Source organism: Amycolatopsis sp. NPDC004079 (assembly GCF_040610415.1).
Lineage (GTDB): Bacteria > Actinomycetota > Actinomycetes > Mycobacteriales > Pseudonocardiaceae > Amycolatopsis > Amycolatopsis halotolerans.
This window is the reverse complement of sequence record NZ_JBEXMH010000024.1, coordinates 14,856-35,213: the sequence shown is the minus strand read 5'-3', so window position 1 is coordinate 35,213 and position 20,358 is coordinate 14,856. Positions and strand designations below refer to the sequence as shown.

Genomic DNA, 20,358 nt, shown 5'->3' with positions numbered 1-20,358 from the left:
TGACCCACTGTGTCATCACTGCTAAGATCGCCGCATGCCGCGTTGGGATCCGGAAGCCAAGGAGCGGCTCCGCGCGGCCGCGCTGGAGCTGTTCACCGAGCACGGCTACGAGAACGCCACGGTCACGCAGATCACCGAGCGCGCCGGGCTCACCCGGCGCACCTTCTCGCGCTACTTCGCGGACAAGCGCGACGTGTTGTTCGCCGGGTCGGAGCAGCTCCCGGACGCGATGGCCGACGCTGTCCGGCACGCCGACCCCTCGCTGCCGCCCTTTCAAGCACTGCTGGCCGCGTTGGTCGCCGCTGGCGATTTGTTCGCTGGCCTGGTTTCGCAGGCCGCCCAACGGCGCGCGGTCATCGCTTCCAGCCCGGAACTGCAGGAACGTGAGCGGACGAAGCTGGCGGCGGTCACGGAAGCAGTCGTCGAAGCATTGCGGGAACGAGGCGCGACCGAATCGAGTGCGAAGATGCTCGCGCAGGTCGGCACCGCGGTGTTCCAAACCGCGTTCGAGCGATGGTCCGATCAGCCTGCGGACACGGATTTCGCTACGCAGGTACAGGAGGCGGCAGCCGAACTCGCCGCCCACCTGACCCCGTGACTACGCCTTTTCGCGCACCTCGACCAACGTAGAGTCTTCCAATTCCACTTCCGCGGCCTGCTTCGTGCGCCCGGTTGCCTTCAGCACCAGATAAGCCACCACCAGCACGACGAAGAACGGAATCCCGAACTTCCACGCCGGGTCGAGGCCTTCGATCCAGAACGTCGAAATCAGTACGGTGACAAGGAAAGCGATCACCACGACGTTCACCACCGGTGCGCCCCACAGCCGCACTGGCGACGGCGGCAGCCCGGCCCGGCGACGGCGGATCCGGAACGCCAAGTGCGTCACCAGGATGATCATCCACACCACGAGCGCGGCGAAGATCGAAATGCCGAACAGCACGAGATACGCGTTGGAGTCGGAATTCTTGGACAGGATGGTCGCGATCACCAGGCCCGCGGTGGACAGCACGAGCGCGTTGCGCGGCACTCCGGACTTGGTCAGCCGTCCTGCCCAGGACGGGGCGAATCGGTGCTCGGCAAGGGAATGCAGCATCCGCGTGGTGAGATAGAGGTTGGTGTTCGCGCTCGACAACGCGGCGGTCAGGACCACGAAGTTCATGATCGTCGCCGCTGCCGGAACGCCCGCGGCTTGGAAGACGCGGACGAACGGACTGGCGGTGATCGAACCGCCCTCGCCGGTGACCGTCCACGGCACTACCAAGACGACGATGAGCATTGCGGCGACATAGAAGATCGCCAGCCGCACCACCATCGCCCTGGCCGCGCGCGGGATGTCGCGAGTCGGGTTCTCGGATTCGGCCGCGGTCACCGAAACCACCTCGGTGCCGATGTAGCTGAACAGCACGAACACCATGGCCAGCAACAGCCCGGACACGCCGTTCGGCAGGAATCCGCCGCCCGCGCTGAGATTCGTCAAGCCGGGCGCGGGTGCCTTCGGCAGGCCGAAGAACACGAGAATCACACCGAGCGCGACGAATACCAGGATCGCGCACACCTTGATCATCGCGAACCAGTACTCGAACTCGCCGAAAATGTGCACCGCCGCGCCGTTGACGACAATCACCAGCAGCGAGAACACCGCGACCGGCACCCACAACGGGATCTGCGGCCACCAGAACTGGACGTACACGCCGGCCGCGATCGTCTCGCCGCCGATCGCGATCACTTGCATCGCCCAATACGCCCAGCGCACCACGAACCCGCTGCCCGCGCCGAGGTACTTCTGCGCGATGCTGCCGAACGCGCCCGCGGCCGGGTGCACCACCACCATTTCGGCCAGTGCCCAGGAAATCGCCAGCGCGACGAGTCCACAAAGGACGTAGGCGAGCACGACGCCCGGTCCCGCGTGCGAGATCGCCAGGCTCGAGCCGAGGAAAAGGCCGGTGCCGATGGCCCCGCCGATTCCGATCATCGTCAACTGCCTGCCGCGCAGCCTCCGCTGCAACCGGTTCGGGGACGGGGACTCGGCCATGTCTGCTCCCTACTGGCTCGCCCGGTACTCGGCGATCGCCGCGACGACGGCGTCGAGATCGGACTCGACGTTGTAGTAGTGCAAGGACATCCGCAGCACGTCGCCGCGGGCACTGCACACGATCCGCCGCCCGGCGAGGTACGCAGCCAGCGCGTCGGGATCCCGGTCGGCCAGTGCGACGAGCGGACCGCGCCGCGCGTCGTCCAGCGGGGACCGGAGCCGCTCCCCAGCGTCGAGCAACCGCTGCTGCAGCTGCCCGGTCAACCCTCCAATGTGGTCACGCACGCGGTGCGCGTCCAGCTGGTGCAACAACTTCAGGCCAGCGACCGCGCCGTACGCGGACGGGATCGACGGCGTCCCGGTCTCGAACCGGCGGGCGTGCTCGGGATAGTCGAGGTGCCGCGGGTCGAATTCGAACGGGTTCGTGCGGCCGAACCAGCCGGTCAGCGGCGGGGAAACCTCGTCGCGCACGCCTGGCCGCACGTAGAGGAAGGCGATCCCGGAGATGCCGAGCAGGTACTTCAGGCTTCCGCTGACGAGATAGTCGCAGCCGAGTTCGGCGACGTCGACCGGCTCGACGCCGAGACCCTGATAGGCGTCGACAAAGGTTCGCGCACCCTTTTCCCGGGCCAGCGCGGCAACTTCGCGCACCGGGAACCGCAAACCGTTGGCGTAGCTGACCAACGGGACGGACGCCAGTTGCGTCTGCTCGGTGATGAGCGCGGCGTAATCCTCGGTGTCGACGAGGCCGTCGTGCTGAGCGACGAACTGAACGTCCGCGCCGCGTCCCTGCTGCGCCAGCCAAACATGGCCCAGCGAAGGGAATTCCAGGTCAGTCGTGACGATTCCCGCGCGCGGCGACCATGCCTGCGTGGACGCGACCTGATACGCCCCTTCGGACGCGGACGGCACGACGGCGATGTCGTCGGCGTCCGCACCGATCAGCTGAGCGAACAGTTCCCGTGCTTCGGCGACCTTCACCATCCACTTGTCCCACGGCGCCCCGTATTCGCGGATCGTGTGCTGGAACTCGAAAAGCTCCGCGGTCAGCGCGTCCGAGAGCGCGCCCTGGCTGCAGCTCGCGAGGTGCACCGAGTCGGCGAGGGCAGGGAAACGCGCCCGGAAAGCGGCTGGGCTGGGCTGGTCGGTCACGACACTCCGTTCCGTAACTGGCGGGCGAGACCGGTCCGTTCGCCACCGTAATGACGCGAGCACCGTGCGTCGATGCTCCGTCCCGGCGGCCTTGCGGCTCCGGAAGCCCTGGTCGAGGCTCCGTGTTCACTCTGACTGATCTTCGGCAGCTATTCCGTCAGTGCCGCTGAAACCGGTACTGTAGATATGGCCTTCCGCGCTGTCAACGACCGTCAAGGATTCGCAATAGCGCGCCCCGCGACCGAGAGGACGCACCGATGAGCATCCCCGCCGAGACCGCGGTCGACCAGCTCCTGACCCAGCTGGCCGAGGGCCGGCTGCGGGTCGTCGACCTCACCAACAAGCTCAGCGCCGCCACCCCGACGCTTCAGCTGCCCGAGCCGTTCGCGAACCTGATCGACTTCAGCCTCGAATCGGTCAGCGAGTTCGACGACTCCGGACCCCTGTGGCGGCACAACAACATCCACACCGGCGAGCACATCGGCACCCACCTCGACGCGCCGCGGCACTGGATCTCCAACCGCGACGGCGCCGACGTTTCGGAGCTGCCGGTCGGCAGGCTGATCGGGCCCGCGCACGTCCTCGACATCTCCGCGCGCGTCGCCGACAATCCGGACTTCCTGCTGGAGATCGCCGACATCCAGGCCTGGGAAGCCGAGCACGGTCCGTTGCGCGCGGGCGGCTGGTTGCTCGTGCATTCCGGCTGGGACCAGTACGCGCAAGACCGCGACGCGTTCCTCAACTTCTCCGACGGCGCCAGCCACACCCCCGGCATCTCGGCGGCAGCGGCGAAGTGGCTCGCCGAGGAAACGCCGATCGCCGGCTACGGCGTGGAAACCGTCGGCATCGACGCCGGGAACGGCTTCGCGCTGGACCCGCCGATGCCCGCGCACCACCACCTGCTCGGCGCGGACAAGTACGGCATCACCTCGTTGCAGAATCTCGGCTCGCTGCCGCCGACCGGTGCGCTCGTCGTGGTCTGCCCGCTGCCGATCGTCGGCGGGACCGGCAGCCCGGCGCGGGTGCTCGCGGTGGTACAGGCGTGAACGTCGCACAAGCCGTCGGGATCGCGTTGGCCCGATTCGGCGTCCGCAAAGCGTTCGGTGTGGTGGGCAGCGGGAATTTCCACTTCACCAACGGCCTGATCCAGGGCGGGGCCGAGTTCGTCGCGGCCCGGCACGAGGGCGGCGCTACCACGATGGCGGACGCCTACGCCCGGTGCAGCGGCGAGGTCGCGGCGGTGTCGGTGCATCAGGGCTGCGGGCTCGGCAACGCGACCACCGGGATCGGCGAAGCGGCGAAGAGCCGGACGCCGCTGGTCATCGTCACCGGGGAGGCGACGGATCCGCTGTCGAACTTTCACATCGACCAGGACGCACTTGCCCGGTCGGTGGGAGCGGACAGCATCCTGGTTCGGTCCGCGCAAACTGCGTTGGCCGACGTGCGGCGCGCGTTCACTCAAGCGCGACGGGATCGACGGACTGTCCTTTTGCGACTCCCGCTGGATGTGCAGGCTGAACCGTTCGACGAAGGCCTTCTCGATGATCTGGCCCCCATCTCGCCGTTGCCTCAGCCGCGTGCTGCCGAGGCGGAGGTGAAGGCTCTCGCTTCAATTCTGCAGAAGGCCGAGCGTCCGGTATTCCTTTGTGGACGCGGTTCCCGTGCTGCTCGGACAGAACTCGTCGCGCTGGCTGACCGCTGCGGCGCGCTGCTCGCTGAGGGCGCGGTCGCGAAAGGACTGTTCACTGGCGAGCCGTGGGCGATCGGGGTGTCCGGCGGGTTCTCTTCTCCGCTGACGACCGAGTTGATCCAGGACGCGGACGTCGTCGTCGGCTGGGGTTCCGCGCTCAACGACTGGACCACCGCGCATGGCCAGTTGCTCTCACCGGAAACGACACTTGTGCAAGTAGACCTCGAGTCCGCCGCACTGGGCCGGAACCGGCCGGTCAACCTCGGCATCGTCGGTGACGTCGCCGGTACCGCCGCAGCGGCAACCTCGCTGATCGAAGTCCATAATGGATACCGCAGCGAAGAGTTAAAAACCCGAATCGGCCGGGAGATCCGCTGGCGCGACAACCAACACGACGACGCCGGGACCGCCGACGTCATCGACCCGCGAACGTTGTCCGCCGCGCTGGACGACCTCATTCCAGCCAACCGCGTCGTCGGCGTCGATTCGGGGAACTTCATGGGCTACCCCACGATGTACCTCGACGTCCCCGACGAGAACGGTTTCTGCTTCACCCAGGCCTTCCAGTCGATCGGCCTCGGACTGGCGACCGCGATCGGCGCGGCACTCGCCCAGCCGGACCGCTTCCCCGTCGCGGCGTGCGGCGACGGCGGGTTCCTGATGAGCATCGCCGAACTGGAAACCGTCGTACGCCTGAAGCTCCCGATGCTGATCGTCGTTTACAACGACCACGCCTACGGCGCCGAGGTGTACTTCTTCGAACCCGGCGGACATCCCGCCGACACAGTCACTTTCCCCGACACCGATATCGCCGCCATCGCCCGCGGCTACGGCTGCGACGCGGTCACCGTCCGCGCCAAGGAAGACCTCGACGAGGTAGCGACCCGGGTCGCCGCCGGGCTCGACCGCCCGCTGGTGGTCGACGCGAAAATCGCCGGGTTCAGCGCTTGGTGGCTCCAGGCCGCGATGACGCACCACTGAGCGCCCGCTTCACCAGGAGGTTCACCACCCACAACAGGACGCCCGCGGCCAGCAGGATGCCAGCCACCTGGTAATCCTGCGCCGGGCGGCCGGACAGCGGGCTGACCAGGTACAGGCAGAACACCGCGGCCAGCACCGGCAGCACCGTCGGCGCGCGGAAGTGCTTGTGCGGCACTTTGTCCTTGCGCAGCACCAGAAGCGCGATGTTGACGATGGCGAACACCACGAGCAGCAGCAACGCGGTCGTGCCGCCGAGCGCGCTGATGTCCACAAAGGACACCAGGCCGACGGCGATGACGCTGGTGAAAATGATCGACACCCACGGCGTCCGGCGAGTCGGGTGCACGCGGCCGAAAACCGGCGGCAGGACGCGTTCGTTCGCGAGGCCGTACAGCAACCGGCTGGCCATCAGCATGTTGATCAAGGCGGAATTGATCACCGCGAACAGGCCGATGGCAGAGAAGATTTCTCGCGGGAATCCCGGCGCGCCAACGTCGAGCACCTTCAGCAGCGCGTCGCTCTTCGCGCCAGCGAGTTCGGCAGCCGGGACCAGCAGCGACGACGTCACCGAGACCAGCACGTAGATCGTCGCGGCGATGACCATGCCCCACAGCATCGCGCGCGGGAAAATCCGTACTGGGTCATGGCATTCCTCCGCCATGTTCACAGAGTCCTCGAAGCCCACCATCGCGAAGAACGCCAGCGACGTCGCCGAGGAGATGGCGACGAGCCACGTCTTGTCCGCGGTGTCGATCTCGACCAGCCGGGACGGCTCGCCGTCGCCGTTCAGCACGGCCCACACGCCGACGCCGATGATGATCAGCAAGCCGGACAGCTCGATGCAGGTGAGGACGACGTTGGCCTTCACCGATTCGCCGATGCCGCGGAAATTGATCAGCGCCAGCAGCACCACGAAGGCGATGCCGACCAGCACCGTCGGCAGCTTCACGAATGCCGCGAGATAGGTCGCACCGAACGCGACAGCCGCCGACGAAGCCGAGGTGATCCCGGAGCACATCACCGCGAACGCGACCATGAAGGTCAGGAACGGCACCCCGAACGCCTTGTTCGTGTACAGCGCCGCGCCGGCCGCGCGCGGGTATTTGCCGACCAGTTCGAGGTAGCTGAACGCGGTCATGAACGCGACCACAAACGCCAGCAGGAACGGCAGCCACAACGCGCCGCCGACGCGTCCGGCGACCTGCCCGGTCAGCGCGTACACGCCGGTGCCGATGATGTCGCCGACCACGAAGAACAGCAGCAGTTTCGGGCCCATGACCCGCAGCAGCGCCGGCTCGGCGACCTTGGCTGTGCCCTCGCTCACGTCCGTCATGGGCGGTTAGTGTGCCTTGTCCGGACAGCTGCGGAAAGTCGGCCGATCAGGCCTTGGCGACCGCCGTGTGCACGAGCGGGGTCATCATTTCCTTGGTCATCTTGACCGGTCCGGTGTAGTTGACCAGCACCGGAACCCCGTTGGACACCTTGGCCGCGGCGAGCGTGGCGGTCTTCTGCTCGTCGGTGTAGAAGACGGCGCCGTCCGGGAATCCCGGCACGTCGACCGCGCCCGGCTTGGCCTTCTTGATCGCGGCGATCATGTCCGCGGCCTTGGCCTTGCGACCCTCGTAGCGGGTCACCGCGAGCGCGCCGGCGGTCTTGCCCTCGACGACGTATTCGCAGCTCGTGGCCTTGCCGCCGTTGCTCGGATTGTCGTGGGCGGGGCCGGCCTTCGACGAGATGCCGGGGATCTTGATCGCCTTGCTGACGTCGTCGGCCGGCAGCAGAGCGCAGGTGTCCGACGCCTTGGTGGCAGGCGCGGACGAGGAGGGCTGCGAGGACGGGGCCTTGGTTGCGGGCGGCGGCGCGGCAGCTTTCTGCTCGCCAGAAGAGCAGGCGGTGAGGACAGCGGCGGCGGAGATCAACAAAGCGATCGGGTATGCACGCATATCGGGCATGCTATCTCCACCTTCCTCCCCACCACCGCCCTCATCGGAGTAGCTGCGCTACGCAGAGTTGTTTTGATGGAGTAACACCCCTGTCAGTGGTCCTCTTCGACCGGTGCCCGGTACCGCCAAAACCCAGGCAGAACCGCCAGCGAGGCCACCGTCAGCACGATCACCAGGAGGCCGCCGCCCGTCGCGGCGACCTTGGTCCCCCACGCCGCGGCGGACCAGCCGTGCGTGAGGTCGGCGATCCGCGGCCCGCCCGCGACGACCACGGTGAACACCCCCTGGAGCCGCCCGCGCATCTCGTCGGTGGTGGCGGTCTGCAGGATCGCCTGCCGGTACACCGAGCTGACCATGTCCGCCGCGCCGCCGAGCGCCATGAACACCAGCGCCAGCCACAGCGAATGCGCGAGCCCGAACGCCGCCATCGCCGCGCCCCAGCAGCAGATCGCGATGACGACCGCGGCCCCCTGCCGCTGCACCCGGTGCAGCCAGCCGGAGAACAACCCGATCAGCATCGCGCCCGCGGGCAGCGCGGCGTAGAGCATGCCGAGCGCCGGACCGCCGCCGGGCGGGTCGCCGAACGTCCGCTCGGCCATCTCCGGGATCAACGCCCTCGGCATGCCGGCGACCATCGCGATAATGTCGACGACGAACGACGCCAGCAGCACTTTTTGGTTGGCCAGATAACGGAATCCGTCGATGACCGAACCGATTCCCGCCTTGCGCGCCCCCTCGCCGAGCGGCGGGATCGAGGGCAGCCGCCACACCGCGATCAACGTGATCGCCAGTGCGCAGACGTCCACCAAGTACAAAGTGGACAGTCCGATCACCGGGATCAGCGCCCCGCCGAACAGCGGCCCGAACACCGCGCCGAACGTGGCCATCGTGGTGTTGAGCGCGTTCGCCGACGGCAGCAGCGAGGCAGGCACCAGCCGCGCGACGACCGCGCCGCGAGTGGGCATGTTGATCGCGAAGAACGCCTGGTTCGCGGCGAGCAGCCCGAGCACGAGCCACACCGAATGCATCCCGGTGAACGCCTGGAGCCAGAGAAGCGCGGAGGTGACCGCGACACCGACGTTGGTGACGAGCAGCAACTTCCGCCGGTCGACGGCGTCGGCGATCGCCCCGCCCCACAGCCCGAACACGAGCAACGGCACGAGCGCGACCGCGCCGGTGAGCCCGACGTAACCGGACGATCCGGTGATATCGAAAACCTGCTTCGGCACCGCGACCGCGGTGAGCTGCGAACCGACCGCGGTGACCGCGGTGGACATCCACAGCCGCCTGAACGCCGGAATCCTGAGTGGACGAGTGTCGACGACGATCCGGCCGAGGAGCTTGCGGGCCCCGTTACGGGGCGGGCGTATCCCCGGTTCTGCAGTCACGAGCTATCAGCTTAGTTGCGCTAACGAAGCGGGCGCAGGTGATTTTCCCCGCAGGCTGGTCAGGACGGGATTGCCGACCGGCTGGGACCTCACCGCAGGACGAGCGGGCGACTGGGCCGAAGCTTTCTCAGCAGTGCGGCGGGTTCGTTGGAAGGTCCGCGAGGGGACCTCCGAGGGACTCTGATTCCCGAGGCCAGGAACTTAAGCCGCGTGACCTCGGCCCACTGACCATCCACAAAGGACGCAATCAGTGCCGAAATACCCGATTTGTCACCCCGTGACCGGGTCTTGAAGTCCGTGAGGGACTCCTTGAGGGAATCAGATTCCCTCAAGGAGTCCCTCACGGACCACAACCCGGCTTCCGCTCAAAATCGCGTCCGCATCGCAGCCTCAAGTTCCTGGCATTGACTCCGATTCCCTCAGGGCTCCCCTCACGGACCTCGGCATCGAGGGCATCGCGCGCCAGGCCCGAGAGCCCAGCGAAACGAAACGCCGCCCCCAGGCCGAAGCCCGGAGACGGCGTCCGAAACCACCCGAAGATCAGGGAGCCAGCCGCTCCACGTGCCACCCGTCGTGGGTGCGGTGGAAGCGGAGGCGGTCGTGGAGGCGGTCCTCGCGGCCCTGCCAGAACTCGACGAAGTCCGGGCGGATGCGCCAGCCTCCCCAGTGCGGCGGAGCCGGGATGTGCTCGACGTCGGCGAAGCGGCGTTCGATGTTGCGCAGGGCGTTGTCCAGCGCGCGCCGTCCCTCGACCACTCGCGACTGCGGCGACGCCCATGCTCCGAGCTGCGAACCGCGCGGGCGCTGGGCCCAGTAGGCGGCCGTCTCGTCCGCGCTGACCTTCTCTACCTCGCCGCGGACCGTCACCTGGCGGTGCAGCGGGTACCAGGGGAAGGTGGCCGACGCGTAGCGCGTGGCCGTGAGGTCGTGGCTCTTCGACGACGTGTAGTTCGTGTAGAAAACCACTCCGCGCTCGTCGAAGCCCTTGCACAGCACCGTGCGCGAAGAGGGCCTGCCTTCGGCGTCGGCGGTCGCGAGCACCATCGCGTTGGGTTCCGCGAGCGCCTCGGAAACGGCTTGGCTGAGCCAGCTTTCCAGCTGGTCATGCCACGTGGCCGCGAGCGCCGACTCGTCAAACGGCGCGCTGTCGTAAGCCACCCGCATGCCAGGCAGCCGCACGACCGCCTCGTCGATCTCCGGTGTCATCCGGCCCAACCTCCGTTACCCCTGGTGAGGGTGTCGAATCACGGCTATCCAGCGACGGTATTGGGTCGCCGGTCCCGGCGAAACCCACCGAACGGTGACTCCTGCCACGCCCCGGCCCGCCACCGGGCCGTAACCGCAGGACGCCGAGTTGTAACGCGCCGTTCACGGGCTGGTCCCTGATCGATACAGGCCGCACCTACCTTTCGACCTGCTCCGGCACCCGTCCCCAGCTACGGAGGCAGGCCAGATGACCGAAACTCTGTCCGAACGCGACGACACGCAAAAGCCGCAACGCACCTACGCCGCGCTCGCCGCCGACGAAAACCGCGAGGACTACTCGCTGCGCTTCGCCGCGCAATCGTTCCGGCGCTGGTCGCCGTTCGTCGTCGCGACGACCGCGCTCGGCGGGATCGCCTACCTCGCCGACTTCGCCATCGGCGCCAGCATCGTGCTGTCCTACGGCTTCACCTCAGGAGTCCTCGCCATCCTGGCCGCCGCGGTGGTGATCTTCGTGACCGGCGTACCGATCGCGCGCGCTTGCGCGACCTACGGCGTGGACATGGACCTGCTCACCCGCGGCGCCGGATTCGGCTACTTCGGGTCCACCCTCACCTCGCTCGTCTATGCCAGTTTCACCGTGATCTTCTTCTCCCTCGAAGGCTCGATCATGGGTCAGGCGTTCCAGCTGGCGCTCGGCATTCCGCTGCCGATCGGCTACTTGCTGGCGACGCTGATCGTGCTGCCGTTCGCGCTCTACGGGATGGGCGCGGTCGCGAAGATGCAGACCTGGACGCAGCCGATCTGGATCGCCGGGCTGGTACTGCCGTTCGTCGTCGTACTCGTGCGGGAACCCGGACGATTCGCCGAGTTCGCGACGTTCGGCGGCATCGAGGGCGCGGGTTCCGGATTCTCCGCGGTCGGCTTCGGTTTCGGGATGGGCATCGCGCTGTCGCTGATCGGGCAGATCGGCGAGCAGGCCGACTACCTGCGCTTCATGCCGGCGAAGACAGCGGAGAACAAGCGCTCCTGGTGGGCCGCGGTGCTCGCCGCCGGGCCGGGCTGGGTGGTGCTCGGCGCGGCCAAGCAGATCGGCGGCGCCCTGCTGGCCTTCCTCGCGCTCGGGGCGGTCGGCAAGACCGCGGCGCTGGAGCCGATCGCACCCTATCTCGAGGCGGTGCGGCCCGCGCTCGGACCGGCCGCGCTCACCTTCGCCGCGTTGTTCGTGGTGGTTTCGCAAATCAAGATCAACACGACGAACGCGTACTCCGGCTCGCTGTCCTTCGCGAACTTCTTCTCCCGCGTGCTGCACCGCCACCCGGGCCGCGCCTGGTACGTACTGGTCAACTGCGGGATCGCGCTCGCGCTGATGGAGTTCGGCGCGTTCGGCTTCCTGAACAAGATCCTCGGCTTCTACTCGAACGTCGCGATCGCCTGGATCGGCGCGGTGTGCGCGGACCTCGTGATCGCGAAGCCGCTCGGCCTTTCCCCGCGCTACATCGAGTTCAAACGGGCTTACCTGCACAAGGTCAACCCGGTCGGGTTCGGCGCCATGCTGATCGCTTCCGCGGTGTCGATCGCGGCGTACTTCGGCGCGTTCGGCGAATATCTGGCGGCCTTCAGCCCGCTGCTGGCGCTGGTGATCGCCGTTGCGCTAGTGCCGGTCCTCGCGGTGGCCACCCGCGGCCGGTACTACCTGGTGCGGCCGAACCTCGTTTCCGGTCCCGAGGTCGACCAGGACCTCACCGCCACGCACAAGTGCTCGGTCTGCGGCGTCGCCTACGAACTGCCGGACATCGCCGACTGCGCCAACCAGGGCGGCGCGATCTGCTCGCTGTGCTGCACGCTCGACAGCAGCTGCCACGACATGTGCCGCACCGCCGGCCCGGTCTCACTGCCCGAGCCGACTTTCCGCACAGCCGGATAAACCGAGTCTCGACGCGGTCACCACGTCCGGACCGACCGCGGTCGTCAGCGTGCCGCCCGCGGCGAGCGGGGTCCGCGACCACCACGGTCCGGACTCCGCTCGCCGCGGCGGGCCGCCGAACTCCAGCTCGGTCACCAGCACCCGGTGCCCGGCAAGGACAGCGAGGCTGGCGTCCAGCGCGGCGTCGCCCACGATCTGCGTCTGCCGGAGCGCCGGGACCGCGCCGCAGGTCACCTGCACTGTGGAGGACAGCCTTCCGGGGCGTTCCCCTTCCCGGCCGAGGACAAGCACCTCGCGGGCGCGAAACCGCGCGTCTTCCGCCAGTTCGGCGCGGAGCACCGCGTGATGATTCGCCCGCGCGGTGACCACGGTCGGCTCCGGCCGGTACTCGAACGAACCGCCGTCCTCGACGACGACCTCCACAGTGGACAAACTCGGCACCTCGCGCAGACCGGGCAGCGCGAGGGTCGCCGCGACGCCGGAAAGCGTCAGCTCCGCACCAGGTCCGACCTGGATCTCGAGCCGTAGCTCGTCACCGCCGAGGGGCGCGGTGGCCGAGTTGACCAGGTGCACCACGGCACCAGAGCCGCGCCGCCGACGCGGGACGAGCGTCAGCGGCGCCATCGACTTCAGCTCTCGCAGCACCGTCCGTCTGTCTTCGAGGGCGGCGACCAGGCGTGCGTGCGCCTTCACCCCTGCCGGACCGGCACCAGCGAGCGCACCCAGTCCGCGACGGCGGGAGCGTCCGGAGTGTCCACTAGGGACTGGGTGAACACCGGCAGCTCGCCGCGCATGTGGTGGGCGTCCGAGGTCATCACGGTCAGATCGGCGCCGACCAACGGAGCCAGGTCCGTTTTGTTGATCACCAGCAAATCGGCCGTCGTGACGCCGGGGCCGCCCTTGCGCGGCACCTTGTCCCCGCCCGCGACGTCGACCACGAAGACCTGGCTGTCGGCGAGCCCCCGGCTGAAGACCGCGGTCAGGTTGTCGCCGCCGCTTTCCACGATGACCAATTCCAGGCCGGGGAACTTCTCCTCCAGCTTTTCCACGGCGTCGAGGTTCGCGGTGATGTCGTCGCGGATGGCGGTGTGCGGGCAGGCTCCGGTCTGCACGGCTTCGATCCGCTCCGGGTCCAGGACGCCTGCTCGGCGCAGGAAGTCCGCGTCCTCGGTCGTGTAGATGTCGTTGGTGACCACGGCCAGGTTGTATTCGCCGCCCAGCGCGCGGCACAACGCGGCGGTGAGCGCGGTCTTGCCGCTGCCGACCGGGCCGCCGATGCCGATCCGGTACGCCCGCCCGGCGGTCGGCGCCGCGTCGTAGTGGTCCGGTTCGGCGGCGGTCGGGTCGAAATTGACGGCGTGGAAGTGCCCGTGACCGTGTTCAGCTGGCAAAGAGACGCACCTCTTCCTGGTGATGCCGAGCGTGTTCCTCGGCGAACAAATCCAGCGCCGGCGACGCTGGCGCTGGCAACTCGGCCGGATCCGCACCGGCGGTCTCGGCGGCCTGCTCGCTTGCTTCGCGCAACGGTCCGGCAAGCCGCGCGACCACCGCGTTCACGGCGAACGGGTCCAGCCCGAGCAGGCGTACGGCCGCGCTCGCCGGGCCGCTCACGGCGAGGTAGGCGACCGCCATGGCGGCGTCGAACGGACTGCCGCCGCCGATGCCGACGAGCGCGCCGCTGATGATCGGATGATGCGGACGCGGGGTTTCGGCAAGCAGCTGTGACAGCACTGGCGACGGCCACGCGACACGTCCGGATCGCGCGGTGCCCCGGCCTTGGGCTCGCGACGCTTCCCGCTGCGCGAGCGAGGGCGTGCGGGCGTCGAGTTCCTGATCGAGCCGTCGCCAATGGCCACTCTCGACGGTTCGGGCGGCGGCATGCGCTGAGGCAGCGGCGAATGCGGCGGCGAGCAGTCCCGCGGTACGCAACCGTCCAAAGAGGAATCCCGGCAGGTCGCGTTCGGACCGGACGAGTCCCCGCGCCGCCACTTCTTCGAGGCCGCCGGAATGCACGTGCCCGCCGCCCGGGAACCGGGAGTCGGCGAGAATAAGTGCGACTGGGTCCATCAGAACAGAAAATACCGTTGCGCCATGGGCAATTCAGCCACCGGATGCGGTTCGATCAGCTCGCCGTCCACGCGCACCGCGAAGCTGTCCGGATCCACTCGCACCGCTGGGGTCGCGTCGTTCAGCACCATGTCCGCTTTCGTCCGGCGGCGAGTATTCGCGACCGGCACCAATGGCCGAGCGATGCGGAATCGTTCCGACAAACCGGATTCCAGCGCTTCTGGGGCCACGAAATGCAGGCTGGAGGCGGCCGCTACGGCCGGCGCGGCACCGAACATCGGCCGCGCGAGCACCGGTTGCGGCGTGGGGATCGAAGCGTTCGCGTCCCCCATCGCCGCCCACGCCGGGAACCCGCCTTTCAGCACTGCATGCGGGCGCACGCCGAAGAATTTCGGTTCCCACAGCACGAGATCGGCGAGTTTGCCGACCTCCACCGAGCCGATCTCCGCGTCCATTCCGTGTGCGATCGCCGGGTTGATCGTGTACTTCGCGACGTAACGACGGGCACGCAGATTGTCCGCGGCACCGTCGCCGGGAAGCGCACCACGGCGGCCTTTCATCACGTGCGCGGTCTGCCAGGTCCGGATGATCACCTCGCCGATCCGCCCCATCGCCTGCGAATCGGAACTCATCATCGAGATCGCGCCCAGGTCGTGCAGGACGTCCTCGGCGGCGATCGTGCTCGGCCGGATCCGGCTTTCCGCGAACGCGAGGTCCTCGGGCACCGACGGGTTCAAATGGTGGCAGACCATCAGCATGTCGAGGTGTTCGTCGAGGGTGTTGACGGTGTGCGGCCGGGTCGGATTCGTCGAGGACGGAAGGAAGTTCGCCATTCCGGAGACCTCGATGATGTCCGGCGCGTGTCCGCCGCCCGCACCCTCGGTGTGGTAGGCGTTGATCGACCGGCCGCCGATCGCCTCCACAGTGGACTCCAGAAACCCAGCCTCGTTGAGAGTGTCGGTGTGGATCGCGACCTGCACGCCGGATTCGTCCGCGACAGTGAGACAAGCGTCGATCGCGGCGGGCGTCGATCCCCAGTCCTCGTGCAGCTTGAACCCACCCGCTCCGGCAGCCAGTTGCTCTCGCAACGCCTCATGCCGGACCGTGTTTCCCTTGCCCAAAAGCAACACATTCACCGGCAGACCGTCCATTGCGGACAGCATCCGGCCAAGATTCCAGGCACCGGGCGTCACCGTGGTCGCCTTGGTGCCCTCGTTCGGGCCGGTGCCGCCACCGACCAAAGTGGTCAGTCCGGCCGCGAGCGCGGTGTCCACCAGCTGCGGGCAAACGAAGTGCACGTGACAGTCGATGCCGCCCGCGGTGAGGATCTTCCCGTTGCCTGCCAGCACTTCCGTGGACGGCCCGATCACGAGCGCCGGATCGACACCGTCCATGGTGTCCGGGTTGCCCGCCTTCCCGATGCCGACGATCCGGCCGTCGCGAACGCCGACGTCAGCCTTGACGACACCCCAGTGGTCGAGAATCACCGCGCCGGTGATCACCAGATCCGGCGCTCCCTCGGCGCGGGTGGCCATCCCCTGGCCCATCGACTCGCGGATCACCTTGCCACCGCCGAAAAGCACCTCGTCGCCGCTGCCGCCAGGCCCCATCGACCGGTCCTCGGTGACCTCGATCAGCAGGTCGGTGTCCGCGAGCCGAATCCGGTCGCCCGCGGTCGGGCCGAACAACTCGGCATAACGGGCACGGTCGATCTCCGGCATCAGAACTCCCCGGCGTATTCGGCGCGCAGCCCCGGCACCCGCCGGTTTCCGCTGAGCGGCACCAGGTCGACCTCGCGGTCGATCCCCGGCTCGAAGCGCACCGACGTCCCGGCCGGCACGTCGAGCCGGTGCCCGCGAGCCGCTTCGCGGTCGAACTCCAGGCCGGGATTGACCGCGGCGAAGTGATAATGCGAACCGACCTGCACCGGCCGGTCGCCGAGGTTGCGCACGCGCAGCCGGACCCGGGCGCGGCCCGGATTCAGCGGCACCGGCTCGTCGCCGGGAATGATCTCGCCTGGCCGCAAGAATTCCTCCTCAACCGATCGGTTCGTGCACCGTGACGAGCTTCGTGCCGTCCGGAAAAGTCGCTTCCACCTGGACGGAATCCACCATTTCCGGCACCCCGTCGAGCACTTGCGCCCGCGTGAGCACGGTGCGCCCGCCCGCGGCCAATTCGCTGACCGTGCGACCGTCGCGGGCGCCTTCCAGGACGTAATCGGTGATGAGCGCGACGGCTTCGGGGTAATTGAGCCGGACACCGCGTTCGAGCCGTTTGCGAGCAACGTCCGCCGCGACGTGGACCAGCAGTTTGTCGCGTTCCTGCGGGCTCAGGTGCATGGCAAAGGTCTACCACCGGAGCACGGGCTCCGCCTGATTCGGCAACACAGTGTTTACCCGCCGGGTTGCTGTTTCGATCGACTGACAGCAAGCGCAGACAACCGATACGCTCCGTATCAGAGGGCTCACGATCGGAAGAGGCGGAGGGGAACATGACAGGCGCACACTTCGGAGAACCCGGGGTCGGCACCGGCGGAGCCGCAGGCGACGCCGGTGCCGACTTCTTCTCCAACCTCGGACTGGGGCTGACTGACCACAAGGCCGCCGAGCAGGTGAACGAGGACGGTGCGCGCCTCAAGACACTGGCGCAGAACGGCTCGTTCGCGGTCAACGAAGCCGGGTTCGAGGCGTATCTGAAGGCCTGCAACTTCTTCATTGACGGCTATGACCGGATGTACCGGGACGTGCGGCGGCTCGCCCAGGCCGCCGACATGGGCTCGTCCGAGTACGCTCAAGCCGTCGCCGGCTTCAACGTCAAAGTCGCAGACGGGGACGCCAGCTCTATCTTGCCTAACCTCGAACTCATGCACCGAGGCATCCTGCAAGCAATGGAAGCCCTGACCATCGCACGCAAGAATTACCGCGGAACAGAAGACGCGCACGCTATCTCATTTGCTGAACTCGACAAGAAATCGAACGGTCAGTGAAAACTTCACGAGCGAAGATTACCCTCATAGCGCTCGGTGCCCTCGGCATCGTTGCGGCAGGATGCTCCAGCCCGGTTTCCGGGACGCCGCAGCCGGACAAACCCGCGTCCTCCGCTGCCACGCCGAAATCGGGCAACCCGTTCGCGGCGCGGAACCAATGCGCGCTGTTGGACCAGATCCTCACTGGCCAGGGCTTTCCGAAAGCTACCCCGACCGTCGCCCAACCCGAGCGTGCGTGCGCCTCCCAGAAGCCATCTGTCGGCACGGAGAGGGGCATGGACGTGTCGCTGTTCCTTCAAGAAGACAGGTTATATACAGACACCGTTCCTCACCCGGAAACCGCCAGGCGTGGGGACATCAACGGACGCCCCTCCATCGAGGAGCCTGAACCGCAGAATTCACCTGGGCAATGTGACATCACGATGGCTGTCGAGCCTCATTCCAGGGCATCGTTGCTTGTCACGACCAGCCTCGACACCAAAACGGCCTGCGCGGCGGCGGAGAAGTACGCCACAGCTGTCGAGCCGCTCCTGCCTAAGAACTGACCCGGCACGGGGATCGCGGGCAACCCGCGCTTGTTGTTCGCGCGGCGAGTCTCCTCCGTCGTCCCAGCCCGGGTACACCGAGTTCCCGCAGGATCCCCGGGAACCGGCTGATGCCGGATTCAGAGCGCCCGCGGAGACCACGCGCCGACTGGTCGAGCCGGAGCGCGCCGATCGCCGCCATCGCGGCTGCCAACGGGCGACGGTCCCCACCCGGCCACTCGTCGCGACCCGCACAGGAAACCTACGGAACCGCGACCAGGAGATCATCCGACTTTCGGAACCACCCACCCCGGCCTTACCCGGACAAGCCCGGCGGTTCACCCAATCGGACGCGCCACCCCAGCCGCCCTGCCCCGGCTCTCCTCCGCAAGCCGGGATTCACCTCCCGTCCACCGGGGTACCAGTCTGCGGTCACCTCACTGGACGGGAGAAAGTCTCGTCCCGGGCTCACCTGGACTGAATCGTTCTCGTAATCGTGACCGAAACCACGACTTCTTCCGTTGCCCCGGCCGGGCAAAGGGAGCATGGTTTGTCCCACCGTGCGATGAGGCGCGCAAGGAGCCAGCGTGTATCCCGTCCGCGCGTGCACAACACAGCCGGGGAATGCGCATCGAAAGGGTTCGCGAAGAGTGACTACCTCCACGATCAGCACAACCAACGAAGCCGACGACGGGTTCCGGCCCGGGCTCGAGGGCATCGTCGCGTTTCGGACCGAAATCGCCGAACCCGACCGGGACGGCGGTGCACTGCGCTACCGCGGCGTCGACATCGAGGACCTTGCCGGGAAGGTGACCTTCGGCGACGTATGGGGCCTCCTGGTCGACGGCCGGTTCGGGCACGGGCTTCCGCCCGCCGAGCCGTTCCCGCTTCCGGTGCACACCGGCGACGTGCGGGTCGACGTCCAGGCCGCACTCGCCATGCTCGCCCCGATCTGGGGCTACCGTCCGCTGCTCGACATCACCGACGCCGACGCGCGCGACCAGCTCGCCCGCGCTTCGGTGATGGCGCTGTCCTACGTCGCGCAGTCCGCGCGCGGCATCGGCCAGCCCGCGGTGCCGCAGTCGCGGGTCGACGAGGCGAAGTCGATCACCGAGCGGTTCATGATCCGCTGGCGCGGCGAGCCGGACCCGGCGCACGTCAAGGCGGTCGACGCGTACTGGGTTTCCGCCGCCGAGCACGGCCTCAACGCCTCCACCTTCACCGCGCGCGTCATCGCCTCCACCGGGGCGGACGTCGCGGCGGCCATGTCCGGCGCGATCGGCGCGATGTCCGGCCCGCTGCACGGCGGGGCCCCGGCGCGCGTGCTGCCGATGATCGAGGAGGTCGAGCGCTCGGGTGACGCCCGCGCGCTGGTCAAGGGCATCCTCGACCGCAAGGAGCGGCTGATGGGCTTCGGCCACCGCGTGTACCGCGCGGAGGACCCGCGGGCCCGCGTGCTGCGCCGCACTTGCAAGGAATTGGGCGCCGAGCGCTACGAGGTCGCCGCTGCGCTGGAGCAGGCCGCGCTGGCCGAGCTGCGCGAACGCCGTCCGGACCACCCGATCGAAACGAACGTCGAGTTCTGGGCCGCGGTGATCCTGGACTTCGCGAAGGTGCCGCCGCACATGATGCCGGCGATGTTCTCCTCCGCGCGCACTGCCGGCTGGGCGGCGCACATCCTGGAGCAGAAGCAGACCGGCCGCCTGGTCCGCCCGTCGGCGAAGTACGTCGGCCCCGGCCCGCGCACGCCTTCCGAGGTCGAGGGCTGGAACCTCATCTCCCAGTCCTGAGTCTGGTCCAAAGCGCCCCAATGTGGCATTGGGTGCGTCTGACGCACCGAACGCCACATTGGGTGCGTCCCATGCACCCAATGTGGCGTTGGGGCGCTTCAGGCCAGGTGCGCGTCGGTGGCGGCGAGCATCGCGGTGAGCTGATCGACGAGCCAGCCGTCCAGCGTTTCGCGCGGGACAGTGCCTTCTTGCAGCCATGACAGCAAAGCGCCCTCGACCACGGCGGTCCAGCAGCGCAGGGTCAGCAGCACCAACGGCGACGGTTCGGGAATCGGCAGCGCTTCCAGGATCAGCTCGACGGCACGGTTGCGGACCTCGTCGATCGCCGCGTCCGTCTCCGAAGTAGCGATGACTGAACCGCTGCGCAGCAACGCAACGTAGCCCTCCCGGTAATGCGCCGCGACATCGACGAGGCCGCGTACGGCCGCGCGCAGCCGTTCTTCCGGCAGGCCTTCCTCAAGCGTCGCGAGCCGGTCGACGAGGCCGTCAGTGACCGTGCGCAACGCCTGCATTTGCAATTCCCGCAGGCTCGGGAAATACCGGTAGAACAACGGCCGCGACACCTCGGCGCGGGCCACGATGTCGTCCACCGTGACCAATTCCGGTGCTCGGGTGCCGAATAGATCCAGCGCCGCCGCGATGAGGTCGTCCCGCCGGGCCTGCGCGGTCATC

The 20,358-nt window shown here is 67.9% G+C and carries 20 protein-coding genes; 7 read left to right on the top strand and 13 right to left on the bottom strand.

Going from position 1 to position 20,358, the window contains the following annotated elements; all coding sequences use genetic code 11:
- Positions 1 to 34 precede the first annotated feature (34 nt).
- Positions 35 to 598 carry a TetR family transcriptional regulator gene (locus ABZX37_RS24245; protein WP_354743068.1) on the top strand — a complete coding sequence of 188 codons (564 nt, stop codon included), beginning with the start codon at positions 35 to 37 and terminating at the stop codon, positions 596 to 598.
- Here ABZX37_RS24245 and ABZX37_RS24240 read toward each other — a convergent pair whose 3' ends face one another.
- Together ABZX37_RS24240 and ABZX37_RS24235 are read right to left on the bottom strand one after the other, a co-directional pair.
- Positions 599 to 2,035, bottom strand: coding sequence for an amino acid permease (locus ABZX37_RS24240; protein ID WP_354743066.1), 1,437 nt, complete (start codon positions 2,033 to 2,035; stop codon positions 599 to 601).
- Between the two features lie 9 nt (positions 2,036 to 2,044).
- Positions 2,045 to 3,187 (bottom strand): aminotransferase class V-fold PLP-dependent enzyme, encoded by a 1,143-nt coding sequence (locus ABZX37_RS24235; RefSeq protein ID WP_354743064.1) that lies wholly within the window; start codon positions 3,185 to 3,187, stop codon positions 2,045 to 2,047.
- A 257-nt stretch (positions 3,188 to 3,444) separates the two neighbouring features.
- On the opposite strand from ABZX37_RS24235, the gene ABZX37_RS24230 reads away from it, so the two are divergent.
- On the top strand, positions 3,445 to 4,233 hold the full coding sequence (locus tag ABZX37_RS24230) for a cyclase family protein (protein ID WP_354743062.1): 789 nt from the start codon (positions 3,445 to 3,447) through the stop codon (positions 4,231 to 4,233).
- The gene (locus ABZX37_RS24225) at positions 4,230 to 5,858 is read left to right on the top strand and encodes a thiamine pyrophosphate-binding protein (protein WP_354743060.1); all 1,629 of its coding nucleotides are present in this window, start codon (positions 4,230 to 4,232) and stop codon (positions 5,856 to 5,858) included. Before ABZX37_RS24230 ends, ABZX37_RS24225 begins: the two co-directional genes overlap by 4 nt.
- On the opposite strand, the gene ABZX37_RS24220 is transcribed toward ABZX37_RS24225, so the two are convergent.
- The 4 genes from ABZX37_RS24220 to pdxH form a co-directional block, all read right to left on the bottom strand.
- Positions 5,818 to 7,191, bottom strand: a complete 1,374-nt coding sequence (locus ABZX37_RS24220) for an APC family permease (RefSeq protein ID WP_354743058.1) — start codon at positions 7,189 to 7,191, stop codon at positions 5,818 to 5,820. The genes ABZX37_RS24225 and ABZX37_RS24220 overlap by 41 nt on opposite strands.
- Before the next feature lie 46 nt (positions 7,192 to 7,237).
- Positions 7,238 to 7,801 carry a DUF3558 family protein gene (locus tag ABZX37_RS24215; protein WP_354743056.1) on the bottom strand — a complete coding sequence of 188 codons (564 nt, stop codon included), beginning with the start codon at positions 7,799 to 7,801 and terminating at the stop codon, positions 7,238 to 7,240.
- Between the two features lie 92 nt (positions 7,802 to 7,893).
- On the bottom strand, positions 7,894 to 9,189 hold the full coding sequence (locus tag ABZX37_RS24210; protein ID WP_354743054.1) for an MFS transporter: 1,296 nt from the start codon (positions 9,187 to 9,189) through the stop codon (positions 7,894 to 7,896).
- Between the two features lie 540 nt (positions 9,190 to 9,729).
- Complete coding sequence (gene pdxH, locus ABZX37_RS24205; protein WP_354743052.1) at positions 9,730 to 10,395, bottom strand: pyridoxamine 5'-phosphate oxidase; 666 nt, start codon at positions 10,393 to 10,395, stop codon at positions 9,730 to 9,732.
- Positions 10,396 to 10,642: 247 nt separating this feature from the next.
- Here pdxH and ABZX37_RS24200 point away from each other — a divergent pair, with 247 nt between their 5' ends.
- Positions 10,643 to 12,319, top strand: a complete 1,677-nt coding sequence (locus ABZX37_RS24200; RefSeq protein ID WP_354743050.1) for a hypothetical protein — start codon at positions 10,643 to 10,645, stop codon at positions 12,317 to 12,319.
- On the opposite strand, the gene ABZX37_RS24195 is transcribed toward ABZX37_RS24200, so the two are convergent.
- The 6 genes from ABZX37_RS24195 to ABZX37_RS24170 are packed head-to-tail and all read right to left on the bottom strand — an operon-like array spanning position 12,284 to position 16,725.
- A complete protein-coding gene (locus ABZX37_RS24195) occupies positions 12,284 to 13,012 on the bottom strand; it encodes an urease accessory protein UreD (protein ID WP_354743048.1) in 729 nt (242 codons plus the stop codon). The two genes, ABZX37_RS24200 and ABZX37_RS24195, sit on opposite strands and share 36 nt — an antisense overlap.
- On the bottom strand, positions 13,009 to 13,710 hold the full coding sequence (gene ureG, locus ABZX37_RS24190; protein WP_354743046.1) for an urease accessory protein UreG: 702 nt from the start codon (positions 13,708 to 13,710) through the stop codon (positions 13,009 to 13,011). Before ureG ends, ABZX37_RS24195 begins: the two co-directional genes overlap by 4 nt.
- Positions 13,700 to 14,386 carry an urease accessory UreF family protein gene (locus ABZX37_RS24185; RefSeq protein ID WP_354743044.1) on the bottom strand — a complete coding sequence of 229 codons (687 nt, stop codon included), beginning with the start codon at positions 14,384 to 14,386 and terminating at the stop codon, positions 13,700 to 13,702. The genes ureG and ABZX37_RS24185 overlap by 11 nt, the downstream gene beginning before the upstream one ends.
- On the bottom strand, positions 14,386 to 16,107 hold the full coding sequence (locus ABZX37_RS24180; RefSeq protein ID WP_354743042.1) for an urease subunit alpha: 1,722 nt from the start codon (positions 16,105 to 16,107) through the stop codon (positions 14,386 to 14,388). The genes ABZX37_RS24185 and ABZX37_RS24180 overlap by 1 nt, the downstream gene beginning before the upstream one ends.
- Positions 16,107 to 16,412 carry an urease subunit beta gene (locus tag ABZX37_RS24175; protein WP_116203367.1) on the bottom strand — a complete coding sequence of 102 codons (306 nt, stop codon included), beginning with the start codon at positions 16,410 to 16,412 and terminating at the stop codon, positions 16,107 to 16,109. The genes ABZX37_RS24180 and ABZX37_RS24175 overlap by 1 nt, the downstream gene beginning before the upstream one ends.
- A gap of 10 nt (positions 16,413 to 16,422) precedes the next feature.
- A complete protein-coding gene (locus ABZX37_RS24170; RefSeq protein ID WP_354743041.1) occupies positions 16,423 to 16,725 on the bottom strand; it encodes an urease subunit gamma in 303 nt (100 codons plus the stop codon).
- Between the two features lie 152 nt (positions 16,726 to 16,877).
- Here ABZX37_RS24170 and ABZX37_RS24165 point away from each other — a divergent pair, with 152 nt between their 5' ends.
- The 3 genes from ABZX37_RS24165 to ABZX37_RS24155 all read left to right on the top strand — a co-directional run bounded on the left by ABZX37_RS24165 (position 16,878) and on the right by ABZX37_RS24155 (position 19,686).
- The gene (locus tag ABZX37_RS24165) at positions 16,878 to 17,372 is read left to right on the top strand and encodes a hypothetical protein (protein WP_354743039.1); all 495 of its coding nucleotides are present in this window, start codon (positions 16,878 to 16,880) and stop codon (positions 17,370 to 17,372) included.
- The gene (locus ABZX37_RS24160) at positions 17,369 to 17,917 is read left to right on the top strand and encodes a DUF3558 family protein (RefSeq protein ID WP_354743037.1); all 549 of its coding nucleotides are present in this window, start codon (positions 17,369 to 17,371) and stop codon (positions 17,915 to 17,917) included. Before ABZX37_RS24165 ends, ABZX37_RS24160 begins: the two co-directional genes overlap by 4 nt.
- Before the next feature lie 629 nt (positions 17,918 to 18,546).
- Positions 18,547 to 19,686: a citrate synthase 2 gene (locus tag ABZX37_RS24155; RefSeq protein WP_354743035.1), complete on the top strand. Its 1,140-nt coding sequence runs from the start codon at positions 18,547 to 18,549 to the stop codon at positions 19,684 to 19,686.
- Positions 19,687 to 19,784: 98 nt separating this feature from the next.
- Here ABZX37_RS24155 and ABZX37_RS24150 read toward each other — a convergent pair whose 3' ends face one another.
- Positions 19,785 to 20,357: a TetR/AcrR family transcriptional regulator gene (locus tag ABZX37_RS24150; protein WP_354743244.1), complete on the bottom strand. Its 573-nt coding sequence runs from the start codon at positions 20,355 to 20,357 to the stop codon at positions 19,785 to 19,787.
- Position 20,358 lies beyond the last annotated feature (1 nt).

Bases quoted from the DNA above. Each gene is read 5' to 3' on its own strand.
- ABZX37_RS24185 (WP_354743044.1), bottom strand. From the start codon at position 14,386: ATGGACCCAGTCGCACTTATTCTCGCCGACTCCCGGTTCCCGGGCGGC.
- ABZX37_RS24180 (WP_354743042.1), bottom strand. From the start codon at position 16,107: ATGCCGGAGATCGACCGTGCCCGTTATGCCGAGTTGTTCGGCCCGACC.
- ABZX37_RS24150 (WP_354743244.1), bottom strand. From the start codon at position 20,357: ATGACCGCGCAGGCCCGGCGGGACGACCTCATCGCGGCGGCGCTGGAT.
- ABZX37_RS24200 (WP_354743050.1), top strand. From the start codon at position 10,643: ATGACCGAAACTCTGTCCGAACGCGACGACACGCAAAAGCCGCAACGC.
- ABZX37_RS24170 (WP_354743041.1), bottom strand. From the start codon at position 16,725: ATGCACCTGAGCCCGCAGGAACGCGACAAACTGCTGGTCCACGTCGCG.
- ABZX37_RS24230 (WP_354743062.1), top strand. From the start codon at position 3,445: ATGAGCATCCCCGCCGAGACCGCGGTCGACCAGCTCCTGACCCAGCTG.
- ABZX37_RS24215 (WP_354743056.1), bottom strand. From the start codon at position 7,801: ATGCGTGCATACCCGATCGCTTTGTTGATCTCCGCCGCCGCTGTCCTC.
- ABZX37_RS24220 (WP_354743058.1), bottom strand. From the start codon at position 7,191: ATGACGGACGTGAGCGAGGGCACAGCCAAGGTCGCCGAGCCGGCGCTG.
- ABZX37_RS24240 (WP_354743066.1), bottom strand. From the start codon at position 2,035: ATGGCCGAGTCCCCGTCCCCGAACCGGTTGCAGCGGAGGCTGCGCGGC.
- ABZX37_RS24165 (WP_354743039.1), top strand. From the start codon at position 16,878: ATGACAGGCGCACACTTCGGAGAACCCGGGGTCGGCACCGGCGGAGCC.
- pdxH (WP_354743052.1), bottom strand. From the start codon at position 10,395: ATGACACCGGAGATCGACGAGGCGGTCGTGCGGCTGCCTGGCATGCGG.
- ABZX37_RS24245 (WP_354743068.1), top strand. From the start codon at position 35: ATGCCGCGTTGGGATCCGGAAGCCAAGGAGCGGCTCCGCGCGGCCGCG.